Annotated in this window: 16 protein-coding genes; 10 read left to right on the plus strand and 6 right to left on the minus strand. The window is 49.6% G+C overall.

The window, feature by feature from the left end:
- Positions 1-1,404: sodium/solute symporter (locus SGI98_00415; GenBank protein ID MDZ4741864.1), on the minus strand; the 1,404-nt coding region annotated here is incomplete at its 3' end.
- 13 nt (positions 1,405-1,417) lie between these two features.
- On the minus strand, positions 1,418-1,771 hold the full coding sequence (locus tag SGI98_00420; protein MDZ4741865.1) for a DUF485 domain-containing protein: 354 nt from the start codon (positions 1,769-1,771) through the stop codon (positions 1,418-1,420).
- Here SGI98_00420 and SGI98_00425 point away from each other — a divergent pair.
- Positions 1,763-2,014 carry a hypothetical protein gene (locus tag SGI98_00425; protein ID MDZ4741866.1) on the plus strand — a complete coding sequence of 84 codons (252 nt, stop codon included), beginning with the start codon at positions 1,763-1,765 and terminating at the stop codon, positions 2,012-2,014. The two genes, SGI98_00420 and SGI98_00425, sit on opposite strands and share 9 nt — an antisense overlap.
- Before the next feature lie 14 nt (positions 2,015-2,028).
- Here the strand turns inward: SGI98_00425 and SGI98_00430 are convergent, their stop codons facing one another.
- Positions 2,029-2,295 carry a VF530 family protein gene (locus SGI98_00430; protein MDZ4741867.1) on the minus strand — a complete coding sequence of 89 codons (267 nt, stop codon included), beginning with the start codon at positions 2,293-2,295 and terminating at the stop codon, positions 2,029-2,031.
- 495 nt (positions 2,296-2,790) lie between these two features.
- Entirely contained in the window at positions 2,791-3,573 is a 783-nt protein-coding gene (locus SGI98_00435) for an MBL fold metallo-hydrolase (protein MDZ4741868.1), read from the minus strand.
- A 374-nt stretch (positions 3,574-3,947) separates the two neighbouring features.
- Between SGI98_00435 and SGI98_00440 the strand changes: the two genes are divergently transcribed.
- The 8 genes from SGI98_00440 (at position 3,948) to atpC (ending at position 10,592) form a co-directional block, all read left to right on the plus strand.
- The gene (locus tag SGI98_00440; GenBank protein MDZ4741869.1) at positions 3,948-4,937 is read left to right on the plus strand and encodes a F0F1 ATP synthase subunit A; all 990 of its coding nucleotides are present in this window, start codon (positions 3,948-3,950) and stop codon (positions 4,935-4,937) included.
- Positions 4,938-5,047: 110 nt separating this feature from the next.
- The gene (locus tag SGI98_00445; GenBank protein ID MDZ4741870.1) at positions 5,048-5,269 is read left to right on the plus strand and encodes an ATP synthase F0 subunit C; all 222 of its coding nucleotides are present in this window, start codon (positions 5,048-5,050) and stop codon (positions 5,267-5,269) included.
- A gap of 42 nt (positions 5,270-5,311) precedes the next feature.
- Positions 5,312-5,812: a F0F1 ATP synthase subunit B gene (gene atpF / locus SGI98_00450; GenBank protein MDZ4741871.1), complete on the plus strand. Its 501-nt coding sequence runs from the start codon at positions 5,312-5,314 to the stop codon at positions 5,810-5,812.
- Positions 5,813-5,839: 27 nt separating this feature from the next.
- Complete coding sequence (gene atpH, locus SGI98_00455; GenBank protein ID MDZ4741872.1) at positions 5,840-6,232, plus strand: ATP synthase F1 subunit delta; 393 nt, start codon at positions 5,840-5,842, stop codon at positions 6,230-6,232.
- Positions 6,233-6,260: 28 nt separating this feature from the next.
- The gene (gene atpA / locus SGI98_00460) at positions 6,261-7,787 is read left to right on the plus strand and encodes a F0F1 ATP synthase subunit alpha (protein ID MDZ4741873.1); all 1,527 of its coding nucleotides are present in this window, start codon (positions 6,261-6,263) and stop codon (positions 7,785-7,787) included.
- Positions 7,788-7,804: 17 nt separating this feature from the next.
- Positions 7,805-8,695: an ATP synthase F1 subunit gamma gene (gene atpG, locus SGI98_00465; protein ID MDZ4741874.1), complete on the plus strand. Its 891-nt coding sequence runs from the start codon at positions 7,805-7,807 to the stop codon at positions 8,693-8,695.
- 47 nt (positions 8,696-8,742) lie between these two features.
- Positions 8,743-10,158 (plus strand): F0F1 ATP synthase subunit beta, encoded by a 1,416-nt coding sequence (atpD, locus tag SGI98_00470; GenBank protein MDZ4741875.1) that lies wholly within the window; start codon positions 8,743-8,745, stop codon positions 10,156-10,158.
- Positions 10,159-10,184: 26 nt separating this feature from the next.
- Positions 10,185-10,592, plus strand: a complete 408-nt coding sequence (gene atpC / locus SGI98_00475) for an ATP synthase F1 subunit epsilon (protein ID MDZ4741876.1) — start codon at positions 10,185-10,187, stop codon at positions 10,590-10,592.
- Positions 10,593-10,607: 15 nt separating this feature from the next.
- Here atpC and SGI98_00480 read toward each other — a convergent pair whose 3' ends face one another.
- The gene (locus tag SGI98_00480) at positions 10,608-10,946 is read right to left on the minus strand and encodes a hypothetical protein (protein ID MDZ4741877.1); all 339 of its coding nucleotides are present in this window, start codon (positions 10,944-10,946) and stop codon (positions 10,608-10,610) included.
- Positions 10,947-11,037: 91 nt separating this feature from the next.
- Positions 11,038-13,542, minus strand: coding sequence for a U32 family peptidase (locus SGI98_00485; protein MDZ4741878.1), 2,505 nt, complete (start codon positions 13,540-13,542; stop codon positions 11,038-11,040).
- A 204-nt stretch (positions 13,543-13,746) separates the two neighbouring features.
- Between SGI98_00485 and SGI98_00490 the strand changes: the two genes are divergently transcribed.
- Entirely contained in the window at positions 13,747-14,658 is a 912-nt protein-coding gene (locus SGI98_00490) for a metal ABC transporter substrate-binding protein (GenBank protein ID MDZ4741879.1), read from the plus strand.
- Positions 14,659-14,661 lie beyond the last annotated feature (3 nt).

The raw sequence follows: 14,661 nt of genomic DNA on the forward strand, positions 1-14,661 counted from the left end.
AGGAAAAATCGCGGATTTACCCATGAAAGCAGGACTGATCAGAATCAGAATGATCGAGGAAGTAAGTCCGGTGGCCATGCCAGCGACAGCGCCCGTGGTGTTAAAACGTCGCCAGAAAAGGGAGAAAACAATGGCCGGGAGATTTGCCGAGGCCGCCACGGCAAAGGCTAGGCCGACGAGAAAAGCGACATTAGCCTTCTCCGTGAGAATAATGGCGATACCCATGGAAAGACCGCCGACAGCGAAGGAGGTGATGCGCGCGACTTTGACCTCTCGACCCGGAGCCTGCGGGCGGCCATGATGCAGGACATTTGTATAGAAATCATGAGCAAAGGATGTCGATGCACTGATGGTGAGTCCTGCGACCACAGCGAGAATCGTGGCGAAGGCCACTGCGGAAATAAAAGCAAAGAATATCTCGCCGCCCAAAGCCTGTGCGAGTAGAGGCGCACTCATATTCGTGCCGCCGTGTCCGGCAATAAAGTCTTTACCCAGGATCGTGGCCGCGCCAAATCCGAGGAATGTGGTGAGAATATAAAAGAGACCGATAATGATCATCGCCCACACGACGCTCACTCGCGCCGTTTTGGCATCAGGGACGGTGTAGAACCGGACGAGAATGTGCGGGAGCCCGGCCGTCCCAAAAAGCAATGCCATCCCCAGGGAAATCAAATCCAGAGCCCCATAGGGCGGCTTGAACTTGAGTCCGGGCTGGAGAAAGTTCTTCACCACCTCTGTCCCGGTCGTGGGGTCGGTGTAGGTGACGGTGGCGATCGCGTTAAAGAAATTTGCAAAGCTAAATCCGAAATGTCTCATCACCAAAATGCTCAGGAAGATCGTGCCACTCATCAGGAGCACGGCCTTTATGATCTGCACCCAGGTCGTCGCCAGCATCCCGCCGAAAACGACATAGATAATCATAATGAGTCCCACACTGACTACGGCGATATTAAAGGGGATGCCGGGCATGAGCAGCGAGACCAGTGCGCCCGCGCCGACCATTTGTGCGACCATGTAAAAGGTACTCACCGTGAGCGTGCTCAGCGCTGCCATAGCCCGCACAGGGCGCGCTTTGAGTCGATAGGCCAGCACATCGGCCATCGTGTATTTTCCTGCATTCCGGAGGGGCTCAGCCACAATCAGCAGTACCGTCAGGTACGCCACGAGCCAGCCTACTGAGTACATAAATCCGTCATAACCGAAGGCGGCGATCATGCCCGTAATGCCTAGAAAGGAGGCCGCACTCATATAATCACCTGCGACCGCCAGACCATTCTGCCAGCCCGTAATCGAGCGGCCAGCGGTGAAGTAGGCGCTCGACCCTTTGGACTTCCCCGCCGCCCAGTAGGTGACCCCCAGAGTGACCAAGACGAAAGCTAGAAACATCATGAGAGTAATAGTCATATTTTTGCTTTTTTTATCGGGGGGATACTGTGACGTTCTGCGAGGCGACTATCTCCGCGGCCATGGCGTCGAAGCGCGCCGATTTCCGGACATAAAGGTAGGCCAGGATCCATGCCATAAAAAACTGGGATAACGCAAAGAGATAAGCCAGATTTACATGTCCAATCACTGTCATTTCCATCAGCCGGGGGAAGTAACCGACCATGATGGGCAGGGCGAAATAGTAGAGCACAAAAAAGATCGTCGCCGGAATAATGAACCGCCTTTTGGCGGCAACGAGTGCTTGGAATTCTGGAGAGGCCGCAATTTGCGACCAGTCCGTGGCGGTGAGAGGATTTGATGGATCAGGGGGATTTGTATGATTCATAAAAAAGAAAAGTTTCCGAGTGACATGCGGTTTAACTCAAATTTTTCATTAGGGGAACTTAAAAATAAGCGGGTTTCACGGCACAAATTTGCGGAGGAACTCATAGGGAGCAATTTGCACCGCGAAGAAGACGAAAGGCACGAAGGGAAAAAAGGCCTGTCGGGCGAGTGTGTAGGGGGAGGGGGACCTTACCCCGTTGCCGCTCTGGAGCAATTTGCATCAGGAATAGAGAAAGAGACGTGACGTTCTTTTTTGCTTTAGCCCGGGGGAAGGGGAGTATCTGTGGGTGGCACAGTCGGCGCGTCGTATTGTCTATAGGAGAGATAGAAGTCCTCCACCTTTGCCCGTGCCCAAGGAGTTTTCCGCAGGAATTGCAGGCTGGATTTGATACTCGGGTCGAAATTAAAACAACGAATCCGGATGGCCTGCCCGAGCTCATCCCAGCCGTAGTGAGCGACGAGCTCGGTGAGAATCGTCTCCAGAGTGATACCGTGGAGTGGATCTCTCGATTTAAATTCGCTCATAGGGTTATATTTTTTTTTAAAAATTGCGGTTCTTGGTAGGCGTGGCAGTGAGCCCTAACGATACAAGCTCAGCACCCGAGCGTCCAGAGAGATTTGTTGCAGTGTTTAGCTAAACAAAACCGCTGTCGCGGCAGGGATGACATTTCTCAAATTCATGGGTGCTGGTATGGTAAAAGGGCTTCGGTCTGTGACGTCGGATGCTTCCGCATCGACCATTCTCTCCCTTCCATTAAAAGTTAGGGCTCCTGATACGATTTTCAAACTGTGCTGAGTGATAAACAAAGGGTGCTCTCTTCTCGTCTAAAAATGGACTCTCATGAGCAATAGCTCGAATGCTGGAGCTCGTAACCTCTGCCATCCTCACTCCGTTCAGCACGCACGTCCAAGAGTGCCCGACTCCAGTAACTGACGGAAGATAACCAGAAGAAATCTCCCTCGCGAATGCTGCTGGATCAATAAACGAATAAATCTCGACCGTCTTCTCGTGTGGTGCGCCTAGGCCAGTTCGAGGGTGGAGCAGGGTTCATCCTGGCTGGTGACCTGGGCTGAGACGTGCATGGCGCCGATAGTGCCGAGCATGGTGGAGACAGTCTGGAAGGCGAGCTCGGGGGAATTACAATCGCGGCTGAGGTGGCCGAGGTAGAGCTGGCGCAAATTGTCCGTGACGATTTCTTTGGTTAACTCAGCGGCGGCTTCATTTGAGAGGTGTCCGTGCCGGGAAAGGATCCGTTGTTTCACTGACCAAGGGCGTTTGGTGTCATTTTGGAGGAGCTTGAGGTCGTGGTTAGTTTCTAGGACAATGACATTTGACTGGCGGATACGTTCGATCACCAGCCGCGTGGCGTAACCGAGGTCGGTGAGGAAACCGATTTTACTTTTTCCGGCTGTGAGTGCGAAGCCGACGGGGTCGTAAGCATCATGGGGCACACTGAAAGTTTCGATCCCGATATCCCTGATCATAAAAGTGCTGCCGGTGGAAAAAATCTGATAATTTGTGAAGCCGTTGAGATTTCCGGCGATGGCTTCCTGAGTAAGGCGATTGCAATAAAGGGGGATTTTGTGGCGGTTACACAGGATATTGAGGCCTTGAGTATGGTCGGAATGCTCATGGGTAAGGATAACGGCGTTAATATCCTCGATTTTACGGCCGATTTTCTCGAGGCGCTGGGCAATTTGTTTGCCGCTAAAGCCGGCATCAATGAGGATTCGCGCCTGGTCTGTCTCCAGATAAGCGCAATTTCCGCTGCTGCCACTGCCAAGGATAGTAAATCGAACCATGATTTCACTATCAATTTCTTACGAATGAAAACAAGAGTTATCTTCTTGAATGTCATCCATTCCGGTAAATCCGGGCTCTATTTTTCGCCATGTGCCGCCACAAAGGCAAGGAATGGGGGTAATTAAGTGTTAACTTAAGTGGTGGTCGGGATCATGGCTACCACGGCATGCGGGGATTGTTTCGATATTGTCAAAAAGTTCATAAAAAATTGAAAACCAATAGATTACGATTTTTACTAAGCCTCTTGATGCTGTATCTAGAAAAAAAGGATTTGACGCAAATTGTGGCACTGAATAGATTGTCGCGCTCACTACAGGCAGTGAGCTTTATCCCCGTTGAATGGTGGTGATACTATTTTCGGACGTATACAAATATGATCTTTTTAGCTGATTTAACACAAGATGCACCGACGGTCTTTAATCTCAAGCAATTGGGTATCGAGATCACGAACTCCATGGTTTACACATGGGTGATCGCTATTGTGATTCTCTTGGTGCTGCGCCTGTCGACTAAAAAAATGCAAGAAATCCCGAGTGGTGCCCAGAATGCGGTGGAAGCTGTGGTGGAAGGTATCCAAAACTTTTTATCCACGATTCTAGACCCGAAAGTCGTGAAATGGTCGATGCCCATTATCGCCTCGTTTTTCATCTTTATTTTGACAGCAAATCTCATGGGCCTGCTGCCCGGAGTCGGGAGTATTCTGGTCAAGAGTCACGACCATCGTGAGATCGCTGATGTCCAGGCTGAAGAAGGCGCGTTAGATATACATATTACTCCTGGGCTTTTGCATGAAGAAAAGAGGCTCGAAAAGAAAGAGTCCGGATTTTTTGAAAAATTGCCTTTGTATGTTTCTTCTTCTAATCAAAATTACGTCCCCCTTTTCCGGCCACCGACGGCTGATGCGAATATGACGATCGCCATGGCTTTTGTGTTTTTTGTGATGAATCTCTATTGGGCGATCAGATTTAACGGTGTCTGGGGGTTTTTCGTTCACATGTTCGGGCCGAAAGGTGGGATGAAAGGTTTTCTGTTAGTTATGTTAGTGCCTATCTTTGCGGCTGTCGGTATCTTGGAGGTCATTTCGATCTTGATCCGCCCTGTGGCATTGTCCATGCGTCTTTATGGAAATATCTACGGGGGTGAAAGTGTCCTGACGATTATGCTCGGGATGTTGCCTTTTGGTCTGGCGGCGATCCCCTTTTATTTTCTGGAAGTGATTGTGGCAACGGTTCAAGCCTTAGTCTTTACGATTTTATGTGTCGCCTTTACGGCGACAATGTGTACCCACATCGACGACGGCAGTCATGGTAACGATCACGATCATGATGATGAAGGCGAAAAAGGTCGCGCAGGCGGGCATTAAACCCCCCCCTCCGACAAATAATAATAATTTTGTCTGCGATGACCATTGCCAACGAGTGTGGGTCGCGGCAGAAACAACTAATCAAGTAATAAAAAACAGGAAAAAAAATTATGAGCGCATTCTTAGCTGAAGTAGTGATTACAGGTGGACAATTGGCAATCGGTTTGATCGCCGCAGCCGCGGCCATTGCCGTCGGAATGATCGGGTCAAAAGGTGTCGAAGCCATTGGTCGGAACCCCGGTGCATTTGGTAACATTCTGGTTTTCGGTCTTTTGGGTATGGCTTTCGCTGAAGGTTTGGCGATTTTGGCTTATTTCGTTGTGAAATTCTAGTCACAGGCATTTCAGTACACATCAAGAAAAGGGACGATTCATATGGAACAACTCATAGATATATTGGGCATTTCATGGCCGAAACTCATCGGGCAGATTGTTGGTTTCGGTGTCGTTCTTTTTGTCCTCCAGAAATTTGGATTCAAGCCCGTCTTGGCAATGCTCGATCAGCGTCGTGAAAAGATCACTGAGGGAATTGCCAATGCGGAGCGTGTTAAAAAGGAACTGGCCAATGCCCAGACCAAAGCTCAAGAAATATTAGACCAGGCCGAAAAACTATCTCAGAAACACATCGAGGAAGCCCGCGAGGCCGCGACGCGTATCCTCACCGAGCAGACCCAAAAAGCTATCGCCCAGGCCGAAGCCATTATCAAGCAGGCTAAGGAAGCCTCCGTCCTCGACTATGAGCGTATGCAAGCTGAGTTAAAAAAAGAAATCGGGCGTCTCGTCGTGGAGACCACTGCCAAGGTGCTTTCAAAGACACTGGATGATAATGACCGCAAACGCCTCAATGACGAGGCAGTCAAAAATTTAATCGCATAACTTTTAGACCAGAATAGCCTATCCCGTATGAAAAACTCCCGTGAAGCACTCAAAGAAGGCAAGAAATTCTTGCGTGCCTGCACATCTGGAGACACTTTGGACGAGGTGAAAGCCTTGAATATCGTGAAGGCTTTGATTGAAAAGAAACCACCGGGCTTCCGTGATATCCTGAATGCTTTCACGCGCCTCTTGCGATTGGAGCTCCAGAAACGCAGCGTCTTAGTCGAGTCAGCAGCCGCATTAGACAAGGCGACTTTTGACCAGATCAAAGTAATCTTGGAAAAAAGTTACGGAAAGGGATTAGACTTTACGCAGAAAACTAATCCCGGACTTTTGGCCGGTATCAAAATCCGCGCCGGAAGTGATATTTATGACGGTTCGGTCGCCGGACGTCTCGAAAAACTTAAAGAATCATTTTAATCGCAAAAACAATTCGAGGAAAAATAAGATGAGCACTCTGTTACAGGATATTGAAACACAAATCGCCGGTTTAAAAGCCAGTGTCTCCCGCCAGAATGTCGGTACCGTTCGTGAGATCGGTGACGGTGTGGCCAAGATTGAAGGCTTGGGCGATTGTATGATGAATGAGATGATTGAATTTGATAACGGCACCATCGGGCTGGCATTGAACCTCGAAGAGACACAGGTCGGTGCGGTGATTATCGGTGATTACACCCACATTAAAGAAGGTTCCGAAGTCAAAACAACGGGCAAATTGCTCCAGGTCCCCGTGGGTAAAGGCCTCTTGGGACGTGTGGTGGATGCCCTCGGACGCCCGATTGACGGGAAGGGCCCAATCAAAAGCGACGTGACTTATCCTGTTGAAAAAATCGCCGCAGGCATCATCAAACGCAAAGGGGTGAACCAGCCTCTGCAAACTGGAATCATGGCTATCGACGCGATGATCCCGATCGGTCGCGGACAACGCGAGTTAATCATCGGAGACCGTGCCACTGGGAAAACAACGGTCGCGATAGACACCATTATTAATAATGCCAATATCAACCGGCAAAATCACGATACACCCGATTTCCGCCCGATTTATTCCATTTACGTGGCTGTCGGCCAGAAGAGCTCGAATATCGCCCGCATCGTCGGCATCTTAGAAGAAAAAGGTGCTCTTGAATATACGATCCTAGTCGTCGCCGGTGCTTCCGACTCCGCCACAAACCAATACCTCGCCCCGTTTGCCGGTTGCGCCGTGGGTGAATGGTTTATGGACAATGGAATGGATGCCTTGATCATTTTTGATGACCTTTCCAAACATGCCGCGGCTTACCGTCAGATTTCCCTCTTGCTGAAACGTCCCTCGGGCCGTGAAGCTTATCCCGGTGACGTTTTTTACCTGCACTCCCGTTTGCTTGAACGTTCCGCACGTTTGAATGAAAAGAACGGGAATGGTTCACTCACCGCACTTCCGATTATTGAAACACAAGCCGGTGACGTTTCTGCTTACATCCCGACGAATGTCATTTCGATTACCGACGGTCAGATATATTTGGAGACAGACCTTTTTTACCAAGGTGTGCGCCCTGCGATCAATGTCGGTCTGTCCGTCTCCCGTGTCGGATCTGCCGCTCAGATCAAAGCCATCAAACAAGTCGCCGGAAAAATCAAAGGTGAATTAGCCCAGTTCCGGGAATTGGCTGCATTTGCACAGTTCGGCAGCGACCTCGACGCCGGCACAAAAGCAAAGCTCGACCGCGGTTCCCGTATTGTGGAGCTTTTTAAACAAACCCAATACAATCCTTTCACTGTCGAGCTCCAATCGGCGATCCTCTGGACGATCCAGAATGGTTTCTTGGATGATATCGCCGTCGATAAGATCAAGGATTTCCAATTAAAGCTCACTGATTATTTCATGACCCGCAAAGCAGCCCTGCTGGAGGCGATCCGTAAGGAAAAAGCTTTTAATGACACGATTAATGCCGATATCAAAGCGGCTGTGACTGAATTCAAAAGCACTTATAAATAACCGGATAAACAAAAACCATGGCACTCCGTGACATCCGCCGGCGTATTAAGTCGGTAAAAAATACATCGCAAATAACCAAGGCGATGGAGCTGGTCGCATCGAGCAAAATGCGCAAGGCGCAGCAGCGTGCCTTAGCGGGGAAACCTTTTGCCAAACTCTTTAACGAGATAATCAAAGCGATGCGCGGTCGTGTGGAAGAGTCCGAACACCCTTACCTCGTCCATCGTCCGGTAAAAAAAGAGCTGGTGCTCATGATCAGCACGAACCGCGGCCTTTGCGGCGGGTTAAATGTAAACCTCACTCGCGAAGCATTGACTTTTCCGGCTGAAACAACAGGTTTTGTTTCCCTCGGCAAAAAAGGGACACAAGCCATTGTCCGTGCAAAGAGGAATCTGGTCGCGGATTTTGAACGGAAAGAAAACTTCACTTTCTTAGATGCTAAACATATCTCTGAGTTCTTGATCGAGCGTTTTAAGAGTGGCGAATATGATCGTGTGAGTGTGCTCTTTACAAATTTCATTAATACGCTGACCCAAAAACCGATGGTGAAACAAATCCTGCCGATCAATAACTTGAATATGATTGCGGGAGTCCATGACCATACGCATGAAGAGCAGGTCTCCACAGACATCGAAAAGGTAGACTCGACAGTGGAGTTTAAATTCGAGCCAAATCCTGAGGTCGTACTTGATGAAACCCTCCCATATTATGTGCATTTCATGGTTTACCAAACGATGCTCGAAGCTGAAGCCAGCGAGCACAGTGCCCGTATGGTCGCGATGAAGTCCGCGACAGACAATGCCAAACAGTTGATCAAGGATCTGACACTGGACTATAACCGCAAGCGTCAGGCTAGCATCACAAATGAAATTCTGGAAATCTCAACCGCCCAAGCGGCGATGAATTAGTGGATTTTAAAAAAAGACAGTTTTTTCAACATTCGAAGGAAAATATTATGAGTAACCAAGGTAAAGTTCTACAAGTGCTGGGAGCGGTGGTGGACGTCGAGTTCCCCCCGGGCCAAATCTCAGCCATCTATGATGCGCTCACGATTGACTATGTGCTTAACGGCAAACCCACAGTCCTCACCCTTGAGACTCAACAACATCTCGGTGACAATGTGGTACGCGCCATTGCCATGAGCACCACGGAAGGCCTCAAGCGCGGTATGCCTGTCACGGGCACCGGCAAACCCATTTCTGTCCCTGTCGGGGAAGGGGTCCTCGGCCGGGTATTTAATGTCCTTGGTGAACCCGTGGATGAACGCGGACCGGTAAAATATGAAAAGACCTATCCGATCCACCGCGAAGCCCCGCCCTTGGTCGACCAGGATACAAAAGCCAATGTCCTTGAGACCGGCATTAAAGTCATCGATTTGATTTGTCCCTTCACAAAAGGGGGTAAGGTCGGAGCCTTCGGTGGTGCCGGTGTCGGTAAGACGGTCGTCATCATGGAGCTCATTAATAACATCGCCAAAGGCCACGGTGGTTACTCCGTTTTCTGTGGTGTGGGTGAACGTACCCGTGAAGGTAATGACCTTTACCATGAAATGAGTGAGTCCGGTGTTATTAATCAGGATGATATTTCGAAATCCAAAGTGGCCCTTGTTTATGGCCAGATGAATGAGCCCCCCGGTGCCCGTCTGCGTGTTGCCTTGAGCGGATTGGCTATGGCCGAATATTTCCGCGATGAAAAGAACCAGGACGTGCTCCTTTTCATCGATAACATTTTCCGTTTCTCACAGGCGGGTTCAGAAGTGTCCGCCCTCCTCGGTCGTACCCCATCCGCGGTGGGTTACCAACCGACCTTGGCGGCCGAAATGGGCCAGCTGCAGGAACGGATCACCTCGACGAAAAAGGGGTCAATCACATCTTTCCAAGCTGTGTATGTGCCTGCGGACGATTTGACCGATCCGGCACCGGCGAATACCTTTGCCCACTTGGATTCCACCATCGTATTGGAGCGTTCCATTGCTGAGCTGGGTATTTACCCTGCGGTTGATCCTTTGGCCTCGACATCAAAAGCCCTCGCCCCTGATGTCGTGGGGGACGAGCATTATGCCGTCGCCCGTGGTGTGCAAAAAGTCCTCCAGCGTTATAAAGACTTGCAGGATATCATTGCGATCTTGGGTATGGATGAACTCAGCCCCGAAGATAAACTCACCGTTTATCGCGCCCGTAAAATCCAACGTTTCCTCTCGCAACCTTTCCATGTGGCCGAAATCTTTACCGGTTCCAAAGGTCAATATGTCACGATTGCCGAGACGATCCGCGGATTCAAAGAAATTCTTGAAGGCAAACACGATGATGTGCCTGAGGCGAATTTCTATATGAAGGGCGGCATCGACCAGATCCGCCAGGAGTCGCAATAAATTAACAACATCAGCGGATTCCAATTATGGCCAAGCTTAAGGTAGAAATAATCACGCCGGAGCAAATTGCTTTCAATGAAGAGGCTGACTCTGTCGTCATGCCCACCGTTGACGGTGAGATCGACGTGCTTCCCGGCCACATTCCTCTGATGACATTAGCTCAGCCTGGTGAACTCAAAGTATCCAATGGGGGTAATCTCCAGCATATGGCGATCGGTCGCGGGGTCATCCAGGTGGTGGAAGACACCATCTCGATCTTGACCGATATGGCTATCTGGGAGAAGGATATCGATATAGGTAAGACTGAAGCAGCCCTTAAGAGGGCCGAAGAAGCCATGGCCAAGAAAGATTTTAGTGGTTATGACGGGGAAGCAGCCCTCCAGGCCCACATTTCCAAACAATCCGCGATGATCCGTGTGAAGTCCCGCCGTTAAAATCGCGGTTGGACTTTATTCGTCAGTTTTCTCGTCTCTATTTATGTTACTGCCTTTTTCGGTGTCGATCTGTGCCCCGGTTAATTCATCGTCGACACTGTTGTAGATTGTCTTAATACCGCTAAACCCTTGTTTTCTGTCAGTTTTTGACATTTTTACTTTGGTTTCTTTATCCAAAATCTTTACCTGCTCATCTGATAAGGCAGCGTTTCCCCAGCCATTCCACAAAACGTATGCACCTATTGCTATTCCAGTAAAGATGACAATTTTAAATATGCGGGAAAAGAGTCGATCTAAAAAATGTTTAAAATTGCCCATAACATTATTGGTAATGCTTATTTCTATAATTATCAAGAATTTCTATGAATATTTTCATATTCAAGTGTAACTTTCCCAGATGAAATAAGAGAATAAAATGAAAGTCTAATTAATTGATTCCTAAAGACTAATGATGATGAGCAAGGGTTCCCCTCGTGACACCGAGTTGGTTGATCAGCCTCAGATTCCGCCATAATTCTGAACCATTTATTTCTTGTGCAAGTAACATTTGATAGTTGCGGATGGTTTTTTCCGTCTCTTCTGGGGTTTCATTGACGAATTCAATCCGGTACCGGCGGATCCCCGTCCGGAGGAATTCGGCATAATATTCCGCTCCTGTCTGTGCTACAGCGTTAAAGAGGGTATTCCTACAGCCTGCATCCGCCTTTAAGGGGTGGAGTTGCCCCACGCGGTCTTTGAGCTGGACCTGATGTTTTTCGCAGGGTCGCCCACAATTTGTATAATCGGTGCCCGTGGACATGAAGGCAGCAAAGGCGCAGTGCTCCATGTGAAACATGGGCATGTGCTGGTGCAGTGTGATTTCAAAGAGGTGGGCTGGTATCCTGAGGAGCAGGTCCATGGTTTGTTCAATATTCAAGTCATAGGAGACCGTCAGGAAATCCAAGCCTCGGGATAAAAATGCATCAGCGGTTATCTCATTGGCTACATTTAGAGAAAAATCCCCGACCAAAAGGGCGTCTGGTTTTTCGGACTGTTTCCACTTTGTAAAATAATCAATGCCCCCGTAGTTACGGATCAAGAATCCGTCCCCCCCGCACCCGCTGACCATTTTCAGGAGCCCCGTCTCCCCTTGTTTTTGAATCCGTGGTATGGCGGAGATGAATCGGATCTCAGGTGCAAATTGCTCACGGCAGGACTGGATCGTCTCTGTGTACCGACGAGGATCTTCATAATCCAGATAGATGGTTTTGATTCCGGCCCGGGCACTGGCAAGGACTTGCTCATGGGTACGGCAAAGTGTTATGAGGGCGGGCGATGTTGTATTGTCTGGCTGTGCGGGGATGTTTTTGAAGAGTTCCCCGCGTAATTTATCCAGTGCCCCGGCTTGCACGGGGAATCCCGGATGCGTGCGCAATTTGTTTTCCAGTGCCACGGCGAGATCCCGGCGTAATTTATTTAATTCGCTGACGGGTAAAATACAGTCTTTTACCAAACCTGTCATATCCAGCTCACGCAGCTCGAAAGGTGTCGTCCCTAAACGCGCAAATTGTTCACGCAATTTGTCCGGGGTCAGGGGATGTTTCTGTGCGATTTGTAAGGGGATCGTCGAGGAAGCCCCGGCTGTAAACGCTTCACCCGGGATCGTCGCAGTCACCACGAGGGGTTCACCCGGGCCACCCTTCACGGCGATGTCGATAGGCAATTTGCGTAGGATTTTGTCGGTTTCGTATGTCGCCCGGACTTTGCGGTCGAGCCGGGGATCATTGGTTTTCCAGATCCGGTTACCCTCGCGTAATTGGAGAAAATCAATTTTGCCGGGCTCAAAAGAAATCCGGGCCATTTCCCCTTTACGATCAATGCGCCAGATGCGCCCTCCCTGTTCTTGATCGGTATCTTTGCCTTGGTCAAAAACAATGCCATCACCTTCGGTAAGTGGAGCCTCCGCACGGAACTCCACAAAAATGTCACCGACACGGGAAATCACACCGAGAAACACCCCACGTTTTTTGCCGAATCGCGCATGGACAAGCTCTTGATGGTTGACCCCGCCGAACCAGCCCGGGTAAAGCCCACGCGAAAAAGCCATTTCCATTTCATAACGGTCTTCTGCTTGGGGCTGGAGGCAATGTTTCTCCCATGCCTCATTAATGGCTTTCCGGTACACACGCGTGATATTGGCGACGTATTCCGGTGCTTTGAGACGCCCCTCGATTTTGAGGCAGGTTATCCCCAGATCAATGAGCTCTGGAATCGCTTCCAGTCCTGAGAGATCCTGTGGGGAGAGCAGATACTTTTTATCGCCGAGGTCGATTTTTTTGCCATCCACCACCATTTCATAGGTCATCCGGCAGGCTTGAGCGCATTCACCCCGGTTGGCGCTGCGGCCACCGAGGGATTCACTCGTTAGGCATTGTCCCGAATACGCCACACAAAGCGCGCCGTGGATGAACATCTCCAGCGGCAGATCGATCTCGGGGTGCTCGTTACGCAATTTGCGCAGTTCTTTCAAGGATGTCTCGCGGGCGAGGACGACCAATTCTGCACCGAGGCCTTTGGCAAATGTGATCCCTTCACCCGATGTCACGGTCATTTGAGTGGAGCCATGGATCGGAAGAGCGGGGGAGATCTCGCGCGACAAACGGATCAATCCGATGTCTTGGATAATCATCGCATCGACTCCGGCCGCCGCACAAAGTTCCAGTTGCCGCCCGGCCCGGGAGAGCTCAGCTGGAAAGATCAGGGTATTCATCGTGACATAACCTTTTACCCCGCGGGCATGCAGGGTGGACATGATTTCGGGAAGGTCGGCTGTGGTGAAGTTTTTTGCCCGCATACGGGCGTTAAACTCTTCGAGCCCAAAATAAATCGCGTCCGCCCCGTTTTCAATCGCGGCCCGCAGGCATTCCCAATCCCCGGCGGGGCTGAGGAGTAATGGTTTTTTACGGTTCATATCGTCCGGACAAGTTATGGTGAGTCAGATGAAGAATCAAGCCTGCCGGTTTTTTATCCTGGATTTCCTCTGGACTCAATGCTCGCGCCCAAAGATATTTTATTTCCACTCTGGCCCGATAATTTAGCAAGGGGGGCGGGCACTTTACCGTTTATCTAATACAATCTACTTGCAATAATAAAGGAGATAAGGTTAAATGGGCTGATGAAAAAAATCCTATTCTTCACCTTCAGTCTTATATTCTCCTTGGCTTTTCTGTCAGCCGAACCGGTGAAAGTCGTTACCCTAAGCTCTGTCCTGTCGGATTTTGTGAAAAATGTGGGGGGTGACCGGGTTAAAGTCATAGACATGGTGAAGCCGGGTCAGGATCCCCATGAATTTAACCCCACCGTCATCCAAATGCGGGAGATGTCCGCGGCTCCCCTTATTTTTGCTTCGGGAAAAGGAATGGAAAATTATCTCGGTAAATTAGAAGATACGAGCAAAGGCAAAACCCAGATCATTAATATCGGGGCAGGCATCCCTTCACAGTGGATTGAGCAGGGACAAGAGAAATGCGAAGGTCACGACCACGCAGGAACGGTCAAGGATGGTAAGTCCGAGGATCCTCATTGGTGGCACAGTATTCCCAATGCGATAAAGGCCACTGAAATCATCCGTGACGCCTTGATCTCTGCCGACCCGTCGCAGAAAGAGATTTTTACCAAAAATGCGAAGGATTATATTGCCCGGCTTAAAGACCTCCAGAAATGGGTCGATGGCCAGATCGCGCAAATTCCTCGTGACAAAAGAATCTTGATCACGTCCCACGATGCCCTAGGTTATTTCGCCAAGGATTATGGATTTAAGATTCATTCAATCGAAGGGGTCTCGACCAAAGACACGGCGACATCCAAACACATCGCAGAGTTAATCGCTGAAATCAAAAAGGAAGGGGTCAAAGCCATTTTTGCCGAAAATATCAGTAATCCAAGGGTCCAAAAACAAATCGAAAAAGAAACAGGCGCAGTCCTCGCAGGCACCTTGTATGCAGATGGATTGGGCACGGGGGCGGAATCCACTTATATCGGTATGTATAAACATAATGTCTCGACAATTGTCGATGCGCTGAAATAATCA

It is taken from the genome of Verrucomicrobiota bacterium (assembly GCA_034440155.1).
Lineage (GTDB): Bacteria > Verrucomicrobiota > Verrucomicrobiia > JAWXBN01 > JAWXBN01 > JAWXBN01.

Excerpts from the sequence above, each read along its gene's own strand:
- atpC (MDZ4741876.1), top strand. The coding sequence starts at position 10,185 with ATGGCCAAGCTTAAGGTAGAAATAATCACGCCGGAGCAAATTGCTTTC.
- SGI98_00420 (MDZ4741865.1), bottom strand. The coding sequence starts at position 1,771 with ATGAATCATACAAATCCCCCTGATCCATCAAATCCTCTCACCGCCACG.
- SGI98_00435 (MDZ4741868.1), bottom strand. The coding sequence starts at position 3,573 with ATGGTTCGATTTACTATCCTTGGCAGTGGCAGCAGCGGAAATTGCGCT.
- atpD (MDZ4741875.1), top strand. The coding sequence starts at position 8,743 with ATGAGTAACCAAGGTAAAGTTCTACAAGTGCTGGGAGCGGTGGTGGAC.
- SGI98_00440 (MDZ4741869.1), top strand. The coding sequence starts at position 3,948 with ATGATCTTTTTAGCTGATTTAACACAAGATGCACCGACGGTCTTTAAT.
- SGI98_00430 (MDZ4741867.1), bottom strand. The coding sequence starts at position 2,295 with ATGAGCGAATTTAAATCGAGAGATCCACTCCACGGTATCACTCTGGAG.
- atpA (MDZ4741873.1), top strand. The coding sequence starts at position 6,261 with ATGAGCACTCTGTTACAGGATATTGAAACACAAATCGCCGGTTTAAAA.
- atpG (MDZ4741874.1), top strand. The coding sequence starts at position 7,805 with ATGGCACTCCGTGACATCCGCCGGCGTATTAAGTCGGTAAAAAATACA.
- SGI98_00490 (MDZ4741879.1), top strand. The coding sequence starts at position 13,747 with ATGAAAAAAATCCTATTCTTCACCTTCAGTCTTATATTCTCCTTGGCT.
- atpF (MDZ4741871.1), top strand. The coding sequence starts at position 5,312 with ATGGAACAACTCATAGATATATTGGGCATTTCATGGCCGAAACTCATC.
- atpH (MDZ4741872.1), top strand. The coding sequence starts at position 5,840 with ATGAAAAACTCCCGTGAAGCACTCAAAGAAGGCAAGAAATTCTTGCGT.
- SGI98_00425 (MDZ4741866.1), top strand. The coding sequence starts at position 1,763 with ATGATTCATAAAAAAGAAAAGTTTCCGAGTGACATGCGGTTTAACTCA.
- SGI98_00445 (MDZ4741870.1), top strand. The coding sequence starts at position 5,048 with ATGAGCGCATTCTTAGCTGAAGTAGTGATTACAGGTGGACAATTGGCA.
- SGI98_00485 (MDZ4741878.1), bottom strand. The coding sequence starts at position 13,542 with ATGAACCGTAAAAAACCATTACTCCTCAGCCCCGCCGGGGATTGGGAA.